This window comes from Chryseobacterium sp. PMSZPI (assembly GCF_002835665.1).
GTDB lineage: Bacteria > Bacteroidota > Bacteroidia > Flavobacteriales > Weeksellaceae > Chryseobacterium.
Map to the genome: position 1 here is coordinate 1 of NZ_PIZV01000014.1, position 18,559 is coordinate 18,559.

At 35.7% G+C, this 18,559-nt stretch carries 14 protein-coding genes and 1 riboswitch; of the genes, 3 read left to right on the plus strand and 11 right to left on the minus strand.

Features of this window, described 5'->3' with window-relative positions; all coding sequences use genetic code 11:
- Window positions 1-403: 403 nt before the first annotated feature.
- The 3 genes from cysS to folE all read right to left on the minus strand — a co-directional run bounded on the left by cysS (window position 404) and on the right by folE (window position 3,094).
- A complete protein-coding gene (gene cysS, locus CW752_RS03390) occupies window positions 404-1,870 on the minus strand; it encodes a cysteine--tRNA ligase (RefSeq protein WP_101238390.1) in 1,467 nt (488 codons plus the stop codon).
- Between the two features lie 123 nt (window positions 1,871-1,993).
- Window positions 1,994-2,425 carry a DinB family protein gene (locus CW752_RS03395; protein ID WP_101238391.1) on the minus strand — a complete coding sequence of 144 codons (432 nt, stop codon included), beginning with the start codon at window positions 2,423-2,425 and terminating at the stop codon, window positions 1,994-1,996.
- A gap of 3 nt (window positions 2,426-2,428) precedes the next feature.
- A complete protein-coding gene (gene folE, locus CW752_RS03400) occupies window positions 2,429-3,094 on the minus strand; it encodes a GTP cyclohydrolase I FolE (protein ID WP_045490962.1) in 666 nt (221 codons plus the stop codon).
- A 79-nt stretch (window positions 3,095-3,173) separates the two neighbouring features.
- Here folE and CW752_RS03405 point away from each other — a divergent pair, with 79 nt between their 5' ends.
- Together CW752_RS03405 and CW752_RS03410 are read left to right on the plus strand one after the other, a co-directional pair.
- A complete protein-coding gene (locus tag CW752_RS03405) occupies window positions 3,174-4,325 on the plus strand; it encodes a hypothetical protein (RefSeq protein ID WP_101238392.1) in 1,152 nt (383 codons plus the stop codon).
- Window positions 4,326-4,408: 83 nt separating this feature from the next.
- Window positions 4,409-5,077, plus strand: coding sequence for a hypothetical protein (locus tag CW752_RS03410; protein ID WP_101238393.1), 669 nt, complete (start codon window positions 4,409-4,411; stop codon window positions 5,075-5,077).
- A gap of 53 nt (window positions 5,078-5,130) precedes the next feature.
- Here CW752_RS03410 and metF read toward each other — a convergent pair whose 3' ends face one another.
- From metF to CW752_RS03450, 8 genes are all read right to left on the minus strand, one after another.
- Window positions 5,131-6,090, minus strand: a complete 960-nt coding sequence (gene metF, locus CW752_RS03415) for a methylenetetrahydrofolate reductase [NAD(P)H] (RefSeq protein ID WP_101238394.1) — start codon at window positions 6,088-6,090, stop codon at window positions 5,131-5,133.
- A gap of 26 nt (window positions 6,091-6,116) precedes the next feature.
- Window positions 6,117-6,596: a hypothetical protein gene (locus CW752_RS03420; protein WP_101238395.1), complete on the minus strand. Its 480-nt coding sequence runs from the start codon at window positions 6,594-6,596 to the stop codon at window positions 6,117-6,119.
- A gap of 2 nt (window positions 6,597-6,598) precedes the next feature.
- Window positions 6,599-9,265 (minus strand): methionine synthase, encoded by a 2,667-nt coding sequence (metH, locus tag CW752_RS03425; protein WP_101238396.1) that lies wholly within the window; start codon window positions 9,263-9,265, stop codon window positions 6,599-6,601.
- Between the two features lie 5 nt (window positions 9,266-9,270).
- Window positions 9,271-10,362, minus strand: a complete 1,092-nt coding sequence (locus CW752_RS03430; RefSeq protein ID WP_101238397.1) for a fatty acid desaturase family protein — start codon at window positions 10,360-10,362, stop codon at window positions 9,271-9,273.
- An 83-nt stretch (window positions 10,363-10,445) separates the two neighbouring features.
- Complete coding sequence (locus CW752_RS03435; RefSeq protein ID WP_101238398.1) at window positions 10,446-11,456, minus strand: homocysteine S-methyltransferase family protein; 1,011 nt, start codon at window positions 11,454-11,456, stop codon at window positions 10,446-10,448.
- 84 nt (window positions 11,457-11,540) lie between these two features.
- Complete coding sequence (locus tag CW752_RS03440; protein ID WP_101238399.1) at window positions 11,541-12,701, minus strand: O-succinylhomoserine sulfhydrylase; 1,161 nt, start codon at window positions 12,699-12,701, stop codon at window positions 11,541-11,543.
- A gap of 205 nt (window positions 12,702-12,906) precedes the next feature.
- Entirely contained in the window at window positions 12,907-14,445 is a 1,539-nt protein-coding gene (locus CW752_RS03445) for an ACT domain-containing protein (protein WP_101238400.1), read from the minus strand.
- Between the two features lie 4 nt (window positions 14,446-14,449).
- Window positions 14,450-15,388 (minus strand): alpha/beta fold hydrolase, encoded by a 939-nt coding sequence (locus CW752_RS03450; protein ID WP_101238401.1) that lies wholly within the window; start codon window positions 15,386-15,388, stop codon window positions 14,450-14,452.
- A 58-nt stretch (window positions 15,389-15,446) separates the two neighbouring features.
- Window positions 15,447-15,553: riboswitch (SAM riboswitch) on the minus strand.
- Window positions 15,554-15,741: 188 nt separating this feature from the next.
- On the opposite strand from CW752_RS03450, the gene CW752_RS03455 reads away from it, so the two are divergent.
- A complete protein-coding gene (locus CW752_RS03455) occupies window positions 15,742-18,357 on the plus strand; it encodes an MGH1-like glycoside hydrolase domain-containing protein (RefSeq protein ID WP_101238402.1) in 2,616 nt (871 codons plus the stop codon).
- Window positions 18,358-18,559 lie beyond the last annotated feature (202 nt).

Below are 18,559 nucleotides of genomic sequence, written 5' to 3' on the forward strand. Positions count from 1 at the left end.
TGCTTTTACTCTTTAGGTTTAATTTTTACACTAATTTATTCAAGTATTTTAAGTAATGTAAACTTACCATAGCAACGATTACCCCGCAGCTGGGAGTTGGAGCATGGAAGAGCAAGAGGGTTTGGGGGTTGGAGAGTTGGAGCGGATGCGCGTCGGAGCGAGGAGTATGAGTGGATAGCGGGATGAAGCTCCGAAAAAAACTTGAGACTATGAGAGTGGAGCAGTTTTAGTTTCTAAATATTGGAAAGATTGGGAAATGAGAAACAGATATTGACGGTACAGCAAACGAGAAGTGACAGCCTAAAATCTTTATTTGAGTAAGGTTAACTTCTATAAAAAATTCCGTAAGAATCCTTTATAATAAAGTCCTTACGGAATGATTGTAAAACCGAAGTTTATATTTTTAGTTCAGAACATAGGATGTTCCGTCTCTTCCGTCCTTTAGTTCTATACCTTCAGCAAGCAGTTTATCTCTGATTTGGTCTGAAAGTTCGAAGTTCTTGGATTTTCTTGCCTGATTTCGCAATTCGATTAAAACTTTTAAGGTTTGATCAAGCTTCTCATTATTGTTTTCTTCTACATTCTGTAATCCCAGTACGTCAAAGATAAATGCATTCAATGTTGACTTTAAATCTTCGAGATCTGCTGTTGAAATCGTTTCTTTACCATCATTTAAAGCGAAAATGTATTTTACAGCTTCAAATAAATGAGCGATCAGGATTGGAGAGTTGAAATCATCTGTTAATGCATCATAACATTTGTTTTTCCATTCTGTAAGGCTGAATGCTGATTGTTTTGTATCGTCAGGTGTAATGGAGTTCAATACTTTGATCGCTTCCATCAATCTGATAAATCCTTTTTCGCTGGCAATCATGGCATCATTGGAAATGTCTAAAACACTTCTGTAATGCGCCTGCAGGAAGCAGAAACGTACAATTGACGGATGGAAAGGTTTTTCAAAGAAGTCATTGTCCCCGGTTACCAACTGCATCGGAAGGATATAGTTCCCTGTAGATTTACTCATACGCTGAGAATTCATCGTCAGCATGTTCGCGTGCATCCAGTAATGTACTGGTGCTGCTCCATTGCAAGCTTTTCCCTGGGCGATTTCACATTCGTGGTGAGGAAATTTTAAATCCATTCCTCCTCCGTGGATGTCAAAAGTCTCCCCTAAATATTTAGTACTCATTGCAGTACATTCAAGATGCCATCCCGGAAAGCCTTCTCCCCAAGGAGAGTTCCATCTCATAATGTGAGCTGGGGATGCTTTTTTCCAAAGGGCAAAATCCTGTGGATTCTTTTTCTCCCCTTGCCCATCAAGGTCACGGGTATTAGCAAAAAGCTCTTCTATATTACGTTTTGAAAGCTCACCGTAGTTTAGCCCTCTTTTATTGTATTCCAATACATCGAAGTATACGGAGCCGTTGCTTTCGTAAGCAAAACCTGTATCTATTAATTTCTGAGTAAGCTCAATCTGTTCTACAATGTGACCGGTTGCTGTAGGTTCAATATTGGGAGGAAGCAGATTGAACATCTCCAACACTTTGTGGAAATCAACGGTGTACTTTTGTACAATTTCCATCGGTTCCAATTTTTCAAGACGAGTTTGTTTAACGAATCTGTCGTTATTTACATCTCCGTCATCAGTAAGGTGACCTGCATCTGTAATGTTTCTTACATATCTCACTTTATACCCTAAATGCATTAGAGTACGGTAGATAAAATCGAAGGACAGGAAAGTTCTTACATTCCCCAAATGCACATTGCTGTACACTGTAGGTCCGCAGACGTACATTCCTACGTTTCCTTCTAAAATTGGTTTGAATATTTCTTTTTCCGCTGTAAGCGAGTTGTATATTTTTAGTTGCATTTATTTTTTATTAAAAGATTCAATAGTTTTAAGATTCAAAAATTAGTTAAAATAAACGTCTGTCACAACAAATAATTGTTGTGATAAAAATTTTATGTGAAACTTTTTTAAATTTTATCATAATTAAATCGCTTTTAAATGATGATGCAAATGATCTACATAATCCTTAATGATAAACTCCAGGGTAAACCTCTGAAGTTCTGTTTTGGTAGTATCACAAGTTCTTTGCAATGCTTCATCGGGAATGTTTTCTACAACATGAACGATCTGGTAGTTCAGTGCTTTCCAAAGATTAATTAATTCGGAAACAGGAACATTCTGATAGTTTTGGGCATTTACCCATCTGTTCTGGTCGTATACGATATTCTCGTTCTCTTTATATTGAGTAACTACAAATCTACGGATATTTGTAAAAGCACTGTCACAAAGGTGGCCAATTATTTCTTTTTTTGACCATTTTTCTGGCGTTGCCTTGTGATTCCAGTCTTCTTCAGAAATTATCTGAAACCTCTGAAGCTCTGCGTCTACAATATTTTTAAGGATCTGGTAGTTCATTAATTAATCTAGTTTTGCATGGCTTCCTACGTAATGTAAGAATTCCTGTCTTGTGATTGGGTTTGTTCTGAAGATTCCGCTTAGTTCTGCTGTAATGGTAGAACTTGCAGTATCTTTAATTCCTCTGCAATTTACACAAAGATGCTTTGCATCAATGATACATGCTACATTTTTTGTTCCTAAAGCTTCTTTAAGAGCTTCTACGATCTGCATTGTCAGTCTTTCCTGAACCTGTGGTCTTTTTGCATAGTAATCCACAATTCTGTTAATTTTTGAAAGACCAATTACTTCTCCGTTTGAAATGTAAGCCACGTGTGCTCTTCCTATAATCGGCAAAAAGTGGTGTTCACAAAAAGAATATACAGTAATATCTTTTTCCACCAACATCTGACGGTATTTATATTTATTGGAAAATGTAGAGATACCCGGCTTATTTTCCGGAAGAAGTCCTCCGAAAATCTCGTTCACATACATTTTGGCAACACGCTTTGGGGAATCTTTCAGGGAATCATCGGTCATATCCAGACCTAATGTTTCCATAATCTCTCCAAAAAGCTCAGTAATTTTTTCAATTTTTTCCTGTGGCGATTTATCAAAAGCATCTTCCCTTATAGGCGTATGTTCTTTTCCTGTGAAAATATCATCGTCGTTATCAGTAAAATCAACCATTTTTATTTAATTTGCAGCAAAAATACGGATAATATTGTTTCATTTATTATCTTTTATAACCTACTCTGATTAAAACTATATGATTATTGTCGAAGAAGTACAAAACAAAGACCATAAAAGGGAATTCCTGGAATTTCCGACACAACTTTATCAACACGACAAAAATTATATACGTCCTTTAGATAAACATATTGAGGAAATTTTTGATCCTGAAAAAAATAGATTCTTCAAGAATGGAGAATGCAAAAGGTTCTTATTTAAAAAAGACCATCAAACGGTTGGAAAAGTAGCTGTTTTTGTCAACAACCATTACCGGCAAAAACAACCCACGGGAGGATTTGGCTTTTTTGATTGCATTAATGATCAACCAACTGCGGATTTTATTTTTGATTATTGTAAAAACTGGCTTCAGGAAAGAGGTATGAAAGCGATGGATGGTCCTATTAATTTTGGAGAACGGGATAAATTCTGGGGATTATTGGTTGAAGGTTTTATTGAGCCCTTATTTGGCATGAACTATAATTTACCTTATTACAAAGATCTTTTTGAAAATTATGGTTTTCAGATTTATTTTGAACAGCTTTGTTTTACAAGACCCATTTTTGCAGAGGTATCCCGTGTTTTCAAAATTGCCTACGAAAGAAACAGAAAAAATCCTGCGATTTCTTCCCAATCCATGAAAAAGAATAACCTTAAAAAATTTGCCAGGGATTTTACTGAGGTATACAATAAAGCCTGGGCATCTCATGGAGAAGGAAAGCAATTAGATGAAGTCAAAGTTTTGAGGATGTTCAAAACTATGGAACCTATTCTCAATGATCATATTTCCTGGTTCGTTTATGAGAATGAAAAACCAATTGCCATGTGGATCAATCTTCCGGACCTCAACCAATGGTTTAAATATTTGAATGGCAAATTTGGCATTTTCGAAAAGCTTAAATTTTTATGGTTAAAAAGATTTAAGAAAAATAAAAAAATGGTGGGGCTTGTTTTCGGTGTAATACCGGAATGGCAAAAGAAAGGGATTGATGGTTATATGATCTGGAAGGGGACACAACATTTAAGAAAACACACAGATTTCACCATTACGGAACTTCAATGGATTGGTGATTTTAATCCAAAAATGATTAAGATTGCTGAAAATCTTGATACAACAGTGACAAGAAAGCTGATTACTTACCGGTATCTATTTGATAGAAATAAAGAGTTTGAAAGGCATCCGATTTTGTAATTGAATGACAAATCTTTCATTTTTATTAGTTTAAGATAATATAATAGTCGTATTTTTGAATAAACTAAATAAGGCCATATCCTATGAGAAAAATAATCATAAGTATTTTATCAGTATCGTTCGTCTCCATTTCTGCACAGCAGATGACAACTTTAAGTTATGATGGATCACGTCTCTTGAATCATACTTTTTATCAAAATGGTGATTCAAGTAGTAAAGGAATAAGCTATGATGACATACAAGGAACTCCCTACTATGATAAAGTATTCTCACCTGCCAAATTTATTGCATCTAATAAGGTCGAAACTGCTATAGCACGCTATAATACATACTTTGATGAAATTGAATTTAAAAAGGATGAAGAAACTTATTCTTTAGTTCCAGATAGTCCTTTTACCAGAACAAAGGAAACCTGGGTGAAACTTGATACTGGTGATGATTTAAGAGGATACTTTTTTGAGTTGGTAAGTGGTAAAAATTCACTTTATAAAAAAATAAAAGCTGAGTTTAAGAACGCTGTTGCGGCAAAAAATTCATATGAATTGGATAGACCGGCTAGCTTCAATACATTAGATCCTGTTTACTATATTAAAACTGAACAAGGATACATTAAAAAACCAAAGAAAATAAAAGAAATTATCGATGTTTTTCCTACAAGAAAAGATGATATTGAAAAATTTGTTAAATCCAATAACATCAAAATAAATAAGGAGGAAGACCTCATCAAACTTATTAAATTTTTAAATCAATAAAAAAATCAACCCCTGTGAATTTTACAGGGGTTTCTTCATTTTTGGTACTTTTATTAGAATAGCTCTCCAGCTACTTTTTTAATATTATCGCTTTTTCCCATTGAATAGAAATGTAGGACAGGTACTCCAAAACCCAGAAGCTCCTTACATTGTGTAATTGCCCACTCTATTCCGATTTGTTTTACAGCTTCATTATTTTTAGCACTTTCAACTTCATTGATCAGCTCTTCCGGTAAATCAATTTTAAATACCTGGGGTAATAGCTTTAAATGTCTTTTTGTTGCAATAGGTTTGATCCCCGGGATGATTGGAACTGTAATGCCCATTTCTCTTGCTTTCTGAACGAATTCAATATATTTTTTATTGTCAAAGAACATTTGGGTAACAATGTAATCTGCCCCGGCATCTACTTTTTGTTTCAGCCATTTCAGATCATAATTCATGGAGGGAGCTTCCATATGTTTTTCAGGATAACCGGCTACGCCAATGCAGAACTTATTTAATTCATCACAAACAGAATCTTCGTTATGGAGATATTTCCCCCTTCCTAAGTTATTGATTTGATTTACGAGATCCATTGCACTTGCATGCCCTCCCTGAGTAGGTTCAAAATATTGATGTCCTTTCATTGCATCTCCTCTTAGGGCCATCACATTTTCTATTCCAAGATACATACAGTCTACCAGAAGATATTCTGTTTCTTCTTTTGTAAATCCTCCACAAAGTAAGTGTGGAACTGTATCCACATTGTATTTATGTTGAATAGCTGCACAAATACCTAATGTTCCCGGACGCATTCTTGTAATACGGCGTTCCATTAAGCCATTCCCTTTGTCTAGATAGATGTATTCCTCTCTTGAAGTAGTAACATCAATGAATGGTGGTTTAAACTCCATCAAAGGATCAATGTTAGTATAGAGATCTTCAATACCTATTCCTTTTTGTGGTGGAACAACTTCTAAGGAGAACAAAGTTTTTCCATTTGCTTTTTTTATGTGTTCTGTTATCTTCATTTTAATTTTAATTACCTAAAATTTCATTAGTTTTTATAAATCCAATCTGTTATTAAGGTGTTAGATTCTCCGCATCTATCATAATCATCCACTGAAAAGGTTAATTTAAATCTATATTTTCTTTCATTAGCCTTTTCAAAGAATTTGTTGCTTTGCAGTACGTCAAAATCAGATTTAATGTCTATATCATAAATGTATGTTTGACCTGGTCTAAGATTTATGGCTTTATTGTGGTAAGTAAAACAATCAATATCTTTTTTCGGTATATGAGCAGCTTCAAAAGTCTTAGTTCTTTCATTATAAAATTCTAATTTTTCTAATCTCATATTACAAAAAATAAGCTCTTTACTTATTTTTAAAGATTTTTCGTCATTGTTTCTAATCAATAACTTAAACTTCCCTGTTTGTTTTAAATTTTCCGAATTTACAGCCGTCGTATAATTACATTTCTGCCCAAAAGCAAAAATGGCTACCATTAAAAATAAAATAAGGGTTAGCTTTTTCATACTTATATTCCATCTGCTAAGTTAGGAGACAGCCACTTCTTGGCCTCCTGCAAAGAAATTCCTTTTCTCTCCGAATAATCTTTTAACTGATCTTCTGTAATTTTTCCTACTCCGAAGTATTTAGCATGCGGACTTCCGAAATAATATCCGGACACAGCTGCAGTTGGGAACATAGCTAAACTTTCAGTAAGATAAACGCCTATCTTTTCTTCTACTTTTAAAAGATTCCAGATCGTGTTCTTTTCCAAATGGTCAGGACAAGCCGGATATCCCGGTGCCGGACGGATTCCTTTATATTTCTCTGCAATCAGTTCTTCGTTGCTTAATTCTTCCTGAACGGCATATCCCCAATATTCTGTTCTTACTTTTTTATGTAAAAATTCTGCATAGGCTTCTGCAAAACGGTCTGCAAGAGCTTTTACCATGATGGCATTGTAATCATCATTGGCTTTTTCATATTCTTCTGCCAACTCATCAGTTCCAAATCCTGTGGTAACACAAAAAGCACCTACATAATCTGTTTTTCCTGAGCTTTGTGGAGCGATAAAATCACTTAATGCCAGGTAATCTTTTCCTTTTGATCTTTGAGCTTGCTGCCTTAAAGTTAGGAATTTAGCCTGCTCTTTATTATTTTCGTCAAAAATCAGAATATCATCAGTTTCATTGGAGTTTGCTTTGAAGATTCCAAAGATTGCTTTTGCCGTTAATAATTTTTCATCCAGAATTCTATTTAAAATAACCTGAGCATCTTTGAATAATTCCTTCGCCTGTACTCCTACCACCTCATCTTCTAAGATATTCGGATATTTCCCGTGAAGGTCCCAACTTCTGAAAAATGGTGACCAGTCTATAAAAGGTAAGAGCTCTCTCAAATCCTGATTTTCGATTACGGATATACCTAAATTATTCGGTGTGAAAATTTCTTCATTTTCCCAATCTATTTTGAAGTGATTTTCCCTTGCTTCTCCAATAGATACATAATCTTTATCCACCTGTCTGTTCAGGAACTTCTCTCTGAAATCTGAATAATCATTCTTCAAATCGGAAACATATTCTTTATTTCTGTCTCCTAGTAATGAGCTCACCACGTTTACTGCTCTTGAGGCATCATTAACGTGAACGACTGCATTTTTATATTTTAAATCGATTTTCACTGCAGTATGTGCTTTTGAAGTAGTGGCACCACCGATCAATAGAGGAAAATCTAAGTTCTGTCTTTCTAATTCTGATGCGATGTACACCATTTCGTCCAGACTTGGTGTAATCAATCCGCTTAATCCAATAACATCAACTTTCTCTTCAATCGCAGTCTGAATAATCTTTTCCGCAGGAACCATCACGCCCAGATCAACGATTTCGTAATTATTACAGCCCAATACGACGCTTACAATATTTTTACCGATATCATGAACATCTCCTTTTACGGTGGCCATTAATATTTTTCCGTTGGCAGGTTTTGAGCCATCTTTTTCAGCTTCAATATAAGGTTGTAAATAAGCCACTGCTTTTTTCATTACTCTTGCTGATTTTACTACCTGTGGCAAGAACATTTTCCCGCTTCCGAATAAGTCTCCTACGACTCCCATTCCCGTCATTAAATTGACTTCAATAACGTGGAGTGGTCTTTCTGCCAGTTTTCTTGCTTCTTCTACATCTTCTTCAATAAAACGATCAATTCCTTTTACCAGAGCATAGGTAATTCTTTCTTGTAATGGGTTGTTTCTCCATTCCAAGTCTTCAGTTTTTTCTTTTTTGACTGATTTATGTTTTTCGGAATAATCAAGAAGTCTTTCTGTAGCATCTTCTCTTCTGTCAAGGATTACGTCTTCTACAAGTTCCAGTAATTCCTTATTTATTTCATCGTAAACTTCCAGCATCGCAGGGTTTACAATACCGATATTCATTCCGGCCTGAATCGCGTGATAAAGGAACACAGAGTGCATTGCTTCTCTTACGGTATCATTTCCACGGAATGAGAAAGAAACGTTACTCACTCCCCCACTTACGGATGCATACGGAAGGTTTTGTCTTACCCAACGTGTAGCTTCAATAAAATCGATGGCATTTTTTCTGTGCTCATCCATTCCTGTAGCTACCGGGAAGATATTTAAGTCGAAAATGATATCTTCTGCCGGGAATCCGATCTGATTCACCAAAATATCATAAGACCGTTTTGAGATTTCGATTCTTCGTTCAAGATTGTCAGCCTGCCCTACCTCATCAAATGCCATTACAATAACTGCAGCTCCGTATCTTTTGATGGCTTTGGCGTGTTTGATAAATTCTGTTTCTCCTTCTTTTAAACTGATGGAGTTCACCACACATTTTCCCTGAGCCACCTGAAGTCCGGCTTCAAGAATCTCCCATTTAGAGGAGTCTACCATAATTGGAATTCTTGCAATATCCGGTTCGGAAGCGATAAGATTCAGGAATTTGATCATGGATGCTTTTCCATCGATTAATCCGTCATCAAAATTTACATCTAAAATCTGTGCTCCTCCTTCTACCTGATGGCGGGCAATATCTAATGCTTCAGAGAATTTTTCCTCTTTGATTAGTCTTAAAAATTTTTTAGAACCGGCAACATTGGTTCTTTCACCAACATTGATGAAATTACTCTCCGGTGTTATGATAAGGGGCTCAAGGCCTGATAATCTTAAATATTTCATCTATTTTATTCTTCTAAAATATAGTAGGCATTATTGGCATTCTGTCTCAATAAGTCCCTATGTTTAGCTAAAGCATTGAACAGTGGAAATCTTTTATAAGCTAAACCATGATCTTTAGCAAAATCTTCTATTTCCTCTGTAATCTCATTGTAATACATATAGCTGTAGTTTGGAAATAAATGATGGGCGACATGGAAATTAAAATTCCCCAATACATTTCTCACAAACCAATTATTTTCTTTTAAATCATTAGTGACTTCAAATTGGTGACGAAGCCAGCTGAATGGAAGTCCGCTATCCTTATTCAGTCTTGGGAAGGCATTATCAGGAAGTGGATGTAAAGGCAATAAAACAAATAATGCAAAAATGCTTGCCGAAATCACCTGTAAAAACCAAGCTCCTAAAGCTAAACCGATTGATACTTTAAAGAACATAACAGGAACTACAATCTGATAAAAAAAGTAAAACAGCTTATAGCTCACCATTTTTAATTTTTCAATAACAGGTATTCTTCCCTGCGTTTTTAAAATAACCCTTTCTTTATCAAAAAAGTCTCTGAAGTCTCTTATAAACATCCAATTGAACAAATACAACGGATATACTAAGAAGAAAAACTTATGCTGATACTTCTGAACTCCTTTTGCTTTAATCCAAGGAACTATTAACAATAAACCACTCTGTTCAATATCCGTATCCCATCCGTCAACATTAGGGTAAGCGTGATGACTTGCGATATGTCTTTTTTTCCAGATATAGGAATTAGCTCCTATGAAATCAAAAATGTGTAAAACAATCCAGTTCAGTCTTTTACTTTTATAAATGTTATTATGAGCGGCTTCATGAATTAAATTTAAATAAATCAACACCAGGAAAATTCCCATAAAAACAAAACTCAATATGTAAACCCAATGTTTCTCTGCATTAAAAACTGCGAAGAAATATAGACCAACATAGATCAACGGTAGAATAACAGCCTTGATCTGAATGTAAATATCTCTGTTCTCAGAAATCGCCTCTACACGTTGGTTCACTTTCTTTCTTAATTCATTAAACAATTTGGCATCGTCTGAATCTTTCAAGTAACTCGGCTTTTCCATTACATTAAATTTTGTGGTTTATTTAAAGATAATATTTATAATCCAGCCTACATTCTTGATTTTAATTAAAAAAATCTATCTAATCACACAAATTCTTTCAATTTCCTTGGCTCATATCTTTCTACCAGCTCAGCAATCGCTTTGATATGTTCGGGAGTTGTACCACAGCATCCACCAATAATATTAATCAATCCCTTTTCTGCATATTCCTTGATCTGTCTCGCCATATCTTCCGGGGTCTCATCATATTTTCCAAAGGCATTAGGCAATCCTGCATTTGGATATGCTGAGACATAAAATTCTGAATTATGAGCTAATGTTTCAAGATAAGGTGTCAACTGATCAGCTCCTAGTGCACAATTGAAACCTACGCTTAATAAGTTTAGGTGGGAAACTGAGATCAGAAATGCTTCTGCAGTCTGCCCGCTCAATGTTCTTCCTGAAGCATCCGTGATTGTCCCTGAAACCATGATTGGTATTTTAATTCCCCTTTCATCCTGAATTTCATCAATAGCGAATAAAGCTGCCTTAGCATTTAATGTATCAAAGATGGTTTCCACCAAAAGAATGTCTGAACCACCGTCTAATAATGCTTCACATTGTTGTTTGTAAGCAACTCTCAATTCTTCGAACGTAATGGCTCTGTAACCTGGATCATTCACATCCGGACTTAAACTTGCCGTTCTGTTCGTTGGACCAATAGATCCTGCTACGAATCTTGGCTTAGCCGGATTTTTGGCAGTATATTCATCACAAACTTTTCTGGCAATCTTTGCTGACTCATAATTTAGATCATATACCAAATCTTCCATATGATAATCTGCCATGGCGATTGTAGTTCCTGAAAAAGTATTGGTTTCAATAATATCTGCTCCTGCCTCTAAATACTTTTTATGAACTTCTTCAATGGCATGAGGCTGTGTCAAAGAAAGCAGATCATTATTTCCTTTTACCGGATGTTCCCAGCCTTTGAAACGCTCTCCACGGTAGTCTTCTTCTTCGAACTTGTATCGTTGAAGCATTGTTCCCATCGCACCATCCAGGACGAGGATACGTTCTTTTAGGGCTTTGTTTAGTGATTCTATATTTGTCATAGTCTTATGTTGATGAGGATGATAGGGTTTGATAGGACTTCGTTCTATCTTGGGGTTAAATCGCCCCTGTGGGGCTCTTTGGGGTTAATCTAAGGCTTGCTTTAGGTCTGCGATGATGTCGTCTACGTTTTCTAAGCCTACTGAGCAACGAACTAATCCTGCTGTAATTCCTACTTCATTTCTTTCTTCGTCTGACAGTTTGGAGTGCGTTGTAGATGCCGGATGGGTAACAATCGTTCTTGTATCACCTAAATTAGCAGAAAGTGAGCACATTTGTATCTTGTCTAAAAACTTTCTACCACCTTCTATTCCGCCTTTAATTTCAAAAGCAACAATATTCCCTCCAAGCTTCATTTGCTTTTTGGCGACTTCATAATTTGGATGGGATTTCAGGAATGGATATTTTACCAATTCTACATTAGGATGGTTTTCCAAAAACTCAGCTACCTTCAATGCATTTTCACAGTGTTTTTCCACACGGATTGCTAAAGTTTCCAAGCTTTTTGATAATACCCATGCATTAAAAGGGGACAATGCAGGTCCTGTATTTCTTGCGAAAAGATAGATTTCTCTGATCAGGTCTGCTTTTCCTACGGCTATTCCTCCTAAAACTCTTCCCTGCCCATCAATCAACTTCGTTGCAGAGTGTACAACAACATCTGCACCATATTTGATAGGTTGTTGAAGATAAGGTGTTGCAAAGCAGTTATCTACAATAAAAATAAGGTTATGTTTTTTCGCTATTTGTCCGAAAAACTCAAGATCCAGGATTTCAATGGCCGGATTTGTAGGCGTTTCAAGGTATAAGATCTTTGTATTCGGTTTAATATATTGTTCCACATTCTCAGCATCTTCGGCTTTGAAGTAAGTGGTTTCAATATTCCATTTCGGGAAATATTTGGTAAACAAAGTATGAGTAGAGCCAAAAACCGACTGACAGCTTACAATGTGATCTCCTGCACTTAATAATGCGGCAAATGTTGAATAGATGGCTGCCATTCCTGTTGCAAATGCGTAGCCAGCTTCTGCTCCTTCCATTTTTGCAATCTTCTCCGTAAATTCACTTACGTTCGGATTGGAGAAACGGCTGTATAGGTTCTTAGGTTTTTCTTCAGCAAAGCTTGCTCTCATATCTTCAGCATCCTGAAAAATAAAACTGGAAGTAAGATATAGTGGTGTGGAATGCTCATCAAACTGAGATCTCTCCGTTTGGGTTCTTATTGCTGATGTTTCGAAATTTTCCATATAGTTTTAATTGATGTACAATGTATCTTTATGATGTTTTTACCAATGTTTAATGACGATGCGTTTATTTTAAATGGGTATATTTATATATAAATGCCGTGTGATTATTATATTTGGTTGTTTGATAGAATTTTATTCTATCCTGGTCTAAATCATCCCTTCGGGATTAGTATCATTTGATACATTGTTGATTTATTTTGTACGATTATTTTGTTTCACTTAGTCTTAAAATATCACCGAATACTCCTCTTGCGGTTACCTGTGCTCCGGCTCCGGCTCCCATGATTACGATTGGATTTTCACCATAACTTTCTGTGTAGATCTCAAAGATGGAATCTGAACCTTTCAGCTGTCCTAATGCTGAACTTCCCGGTACGGAAACCAGTTTTACATCAAGCTGTCCTTTTTCTTCCTGTAAATTTCCGTGAAGATCTCCTACATAACGTAATACGTGACCAGGCTCCTGACTTTCTTTGATCTTTTGGTATTCTGCATCCAGTTCTTCTAATCTTGAAAGGAATTCTGATTTTGAAACCGATAATAAGTTTTCCGGAACCAGGTTTTGAATGTTTATATCTTCAAATTCATTGATTAGGTCTAATTCTCTGGCTAAAATCAATAGTTTTCTTGCTACGTCATTTCCTGAAAGATCTTCTCTTGGGTCTGGTTCTGTGTAACCTTTCTCTAAAGCTTCATTCACGATTGTTGAGAATGTATCATCTCTCAAAGAAAAATTATTGAAAACATAGCTCAATGTTCCGGAGAACACTCCTTTAATCCTTGTGATATTTTCTCCTGAAAGATGCAGCAACTTAATTGTATCAATCAACGGTAAACCAGCCCCCACATTGGTTTCATAGAGATAACGTCTATTATTTTTATTCAACGTATATCTTAGTTTACGGTATTCTTCAATAGGAAGTGTGTTGAAAATTTTATTAGAAGAAACCAGATCGAACCCGTTTTCTGCCAAAGCATGATAATTTTTAACAAAATCCTTACTTGCCGTATTATCTACAACAATAAGGTTCTCCAATTGATTTTCGTTAGAAAAATTGATCAATTCTTCAACATTAGAAGGATTTTCTGCTGTTAAAACCTCATCATTCCAATTGGTATCAAATCCTTTTTTGTTAAAGGCTATTTTCTGTGAATTGGCTACTGCAACTACTTTAAGGTCTATTTTTTTACGTCTTTTAATTTCTTCCGAAGATTCAAGAACCTGTTCTATTAATGTTTTTCCTACATTACCATGCCCTATAATTGCTAAATGAACGGTTTTTGGCTTCTTAAAGATTTCAGATTCTATGATGTTCTTTGTCTTTTCATCTTGTGAAGATGTCACTACTATATTCACTCTGTTTTCACCGGCAACCTGATTTAAAAGCAATGGGAAAACATTATTTCTGGCTAGTTCTGCAAAAACTTTATTAAAATCTTCTGCTACAAAACCAATAACAGAAACATTGTTGATACTGTATATCTGAGAAACTTTTCCTGATCTTCTTTCTGCTTCAAATTCATCGATAAGACAAGCTACTGCTTTTTCCGCATCATTTTCATGAACCAAAATAGAAATTCCATTTTCTATAGCTTGTTGAGAAATTACCCCTACACTGATACGCGCTAAAGTAAGCGCTTTAAAAATTCGTCCATCAATCCCGATTTCACCTAAGAAATCTTCTCCTTCAAATTTAACGATTGATCTATTTTTCAAAAATTTTATTTCGTTAGCATTTTTCATGACTCTATAAAATGTTTTTTATGATATTATTTAATTGTTGATATTCCATTAGGAAGGCATCATGCCCGTGTATAGATTGGATCTCGTGATAAGAAACATTATCCTTTTTCTTCTGTAAGTTTTCAAAGCACATTCGGATTTCAGAAGCGGGAAAGAATAAATCTGTATCAACGGAGATCATGTGCATTCGTGCCTCTATTTTCTCCAGGACAGATTCTTCAGTGTTAATGTTCATCAGCAGATGATTCATCAGTCTGTATGCCTTTAAACTAAATCTCTCGTTTAATGCATTACCGTGATAAACCAACCAGTCTTCTGACTCCAGGCGTTGTTTTTCCTGATTGTATGTATTTTGAAATCTGTCATTGAGTGACTGTGGAGTTCTGTAACACAACATGGCATGAATTCTTGCTTTTTGTAATGGCTTATCTGATGAATTCAATAAAAATTTCTGAACCAAACATTGTGCATGCAGCCAATCATGAGTTCTGTAATCACAAGCTATCGGAATAAAAATCTCTGCAAGCTTGGGTTGTTTGGCCAGCATCTCCCAAGCGATTCCTCCACCTAAAGAACCTCCAATAATGGCATATATATTTTGAATATGTAAAGCTTCCAATCCTTCCAGGAATATATTGGCAATATCTGAAGGAGTAAAGTCTTCATAATTTTCAATTAAAGTATCATCGTAACCGTTTCCGGGAATATTGAAACACAGAACTGTGTATTTTTTGGTATCGATCACCTGACTCTCACCAATCAATTGTTTCCACCAACCTTTGTCTCCGGATACGTTAGAATTTCCGGTAAGTGCATGATTGATCAAAATGATTGGAGCTGTAAACAAGTCTTTCCCGAAAAGCTCATAGCTTAACGAGATATGATATTCCTTTTGAGAATTTGTCTGATACGAAAGATTAATATAGTTTAGTTCTGTTTTCAATTCTATTATTTTAATACAATTGAAAATGCCACAGGAAATGGCTGAAAAGAACTTCAGTGAGTTATCTGTCCAAAATTATTTGGTAGAACGTAGCACCTTCTCTGCTTGCGCAAAGGGTTGCTAAGGTTTCATAGGGTCTAATCCCTCAACCTTTCTTGATAACATTTTCAATATTTGAATGAACGAATGGTGCAAAGGTAGTTCTTTTCTTTTAATTTCAAAAAAAAATTAATTTAATATTTAAAAAATACCGTAAACACAAGTATTTCAGAGCCATATTAAAAATTCTTCAGATGAAAAAAATTGGAATTACTTTTCAAAAAAACTAACTTCGTATAGAAAAATGATGATATATGACCGCCGAAAAACAAAGATTACAAGATACCAAATGGAAAAACTGGGGACCTTATGTAAGCAACCGGCAGTGGGGAAATGTACGTGAAGACTACAGTCCGAACGGAAATGCCTGGAACTATACCAATCACAATAATGCAGAAAGCTATGCTTACCGATGGGGAGAAGAAGGTATAGCCGGTATTTCTGATGTAAAACAGCTCTTCTGTTTTGCCTTTTCATTCTGGAATAAGAAAGATAAAATGATAAAAGAACGATTCTTCGGATTGAGTAACCCTCAGGGAAATCATGGTGAAGATATCAAAGAAATCTTTTATTATCTGGACAATACACCTACTCATAGTTATATGAAAATGGTGTATAAATATCCGATCAATGAGTTTCCTTACGATGAACTTCTTATCGAAAACGGTAGACGCAGTAAGCAGGAACCTGAGTATGAAATTTTTGATACCGGAATTTTTGACAATGATGAATATTTTGATATTTTCATTGAATATTGTAAAGCCGATCACAATGATATTTTAACCAGAATAACAATCTGCAACCGTAGTCAACACGATGCTCCTATTGTTGTAATCCCAACTATGTGGTTCAGAAATAACTGGAAATGGGGATATAATACTTATAAAGGAGAAATGAATGCTTCCCAAGATGGAAGTATCAATATAGGACATGATAGCATTTCCATTAAGAAGCTCTATGCGAGAAACAGAAATGCAACCAGTGTGTTCTGTGATAACGAAACCAATACACAGAAACTTTACGGAACTCCTCAGGTTGAAAATACTTATTATAAAGATGGTATCAATGATTTTATTATCCATCAAAGCAATACGGTGAATCCTGAAAAAAGAGGGACTAAAGCTTCTTTCCTGATTGATGAGCTTATCGGAGCAGGACAATCCAAGACTTTTGAATTCAGATTATGTCCGGACGAGACTGACGATCCTTTTGCTCAGTTTGATGATATCTTTACGATCAGAATAGCGGAAGCCGAGGAATTTTACAATGAAATTCAAAACGACCCCATTAATGAAGATGAAAAGAATGTCCAAAGACAAGCTTTCGCCGGACTTCTTTGGAATAAACAATTCTATCATTACAATATAGGCAAATGGCTGAAGGGGGATCCTAATTTTGAAGCCCCAAGAAATTTTAATGATTATGTAAGAAATACAGAGTGGAACCATCTTCACAATAAAGATATTATTTCAATGCCCGATAAATGGGAATATCCATGGTATGCTACCTGGGATCTGGCTTTTCATTGCGTTCCATTATCCATCATTGATGCGGAGTTTGCGAAAGGGCAATTGCTTTTATTGACCAAAGAATGGTATATGCATCCCAATGGGCAGCTTCCGGCTTATGAATGGAATATGAGTGATGTAAATCCACCGGTACATGCATGGTCTTGCTTCCGGGTTTTTAAAATTGATGAAAAAAATAATGGAAACCCCGATCTCTTATTCCTTGAAAAAGTTTTCCAAAAGCTCCTTCTTAATTTTACCTGGTGGGTCAACCGAAAGGATAAGAATGGAAAGAATATTTTCGGAGGCGGATTTCTTGGACTTGATAATATTGGTGCATTTGACCGAAATATGGTTTTAAAAGACGGCCAACATCTTGAACAGGCAGACGGCACAAGCTGGATGGCAATGTATGCTCTCAACATGATGCGAATTGCCATGGAACTGGCTCAATATTATCAGGTATATGAAGATATGGCTATCAAGTTTTTTGAGCATTATCTTTATATCGCGGAAGCAATGGAAAACCTGGGTGAAGGGACGAAAGGTCTATGGAATGAAGAAGACGGATTTTTCTATGACGTTCTTCAGCTTGGAAATGGAGATAGTGTATCCTTAAGACTAAGAAGTATCGTGGGATTAATTCCTTTATTCGCTGTAGAAATTGTTGATCATAGATTATTAGAAAAGATGCCGAATTTTCAGGCCAGAATGGAATGGATCTTAAAAAATAAGCCGGAACTCACAAAACTTGTTTCCCATTGGGATGAAGAAGGACAGGGCAGAAAACACCTTATGAGTATTCTTCGAAAAAACAGATTGACAAAAGTGTTGAACAGAATGCTGGATGAAAAGGAGTTTTTAAGCTCTTATGGAATCCGTGCCATGTCTAAAGTATATGAGGAAAATCCGTTTGTATTTTCTGTGCATGGTACAGAAAACATGGTATACTATACTCCTGCGGAAAGCGACAGCAGAATGTTTGGGGGAAACAGTAATTGGCGTGGGCCGATTTGGTTCCCTATTAATTTTCTGATTGTGGAAAGTTTACAACGTTTTCACTACTATTACGGAAATAGTCTGAAGGTGGAATTTCCGACCGGAAGCGGTGATAAGAAAAACCTTGATGAAGTGGCCCAAAACATCAGCAAAAGGCTTTGTTCGATATTTTTAAAGGACGAACACGGACAACGGGCTTTTAATGGAGGTAATCCAAAGTTCAATTATGATGAACATTTCAGAGATTATATCACCTTCTTTGAATATTTCCATGGGGATAATGGACGTGGTGTTGGAGCTTCTCATCAAACGGGATGGACGGCTACAGTGGCTAAATTGATAAAACCAAGACTTACCTTCTAATGAACAATGAGTAATAGGTAATGAGTAATAAAAAAGCCGGATATTTCATCCGGTTTCTTTTTTGTACACTATATTTTTGCCACTAATACACGAATAAGATAATTGATGCTTAAAAATTATGTATCTAAATTCTTTACTACATCAACTTTATAAAATTAAAATTATTCGTGAATTCGTGGCAAAATAAAAAATGAGGCGTAAA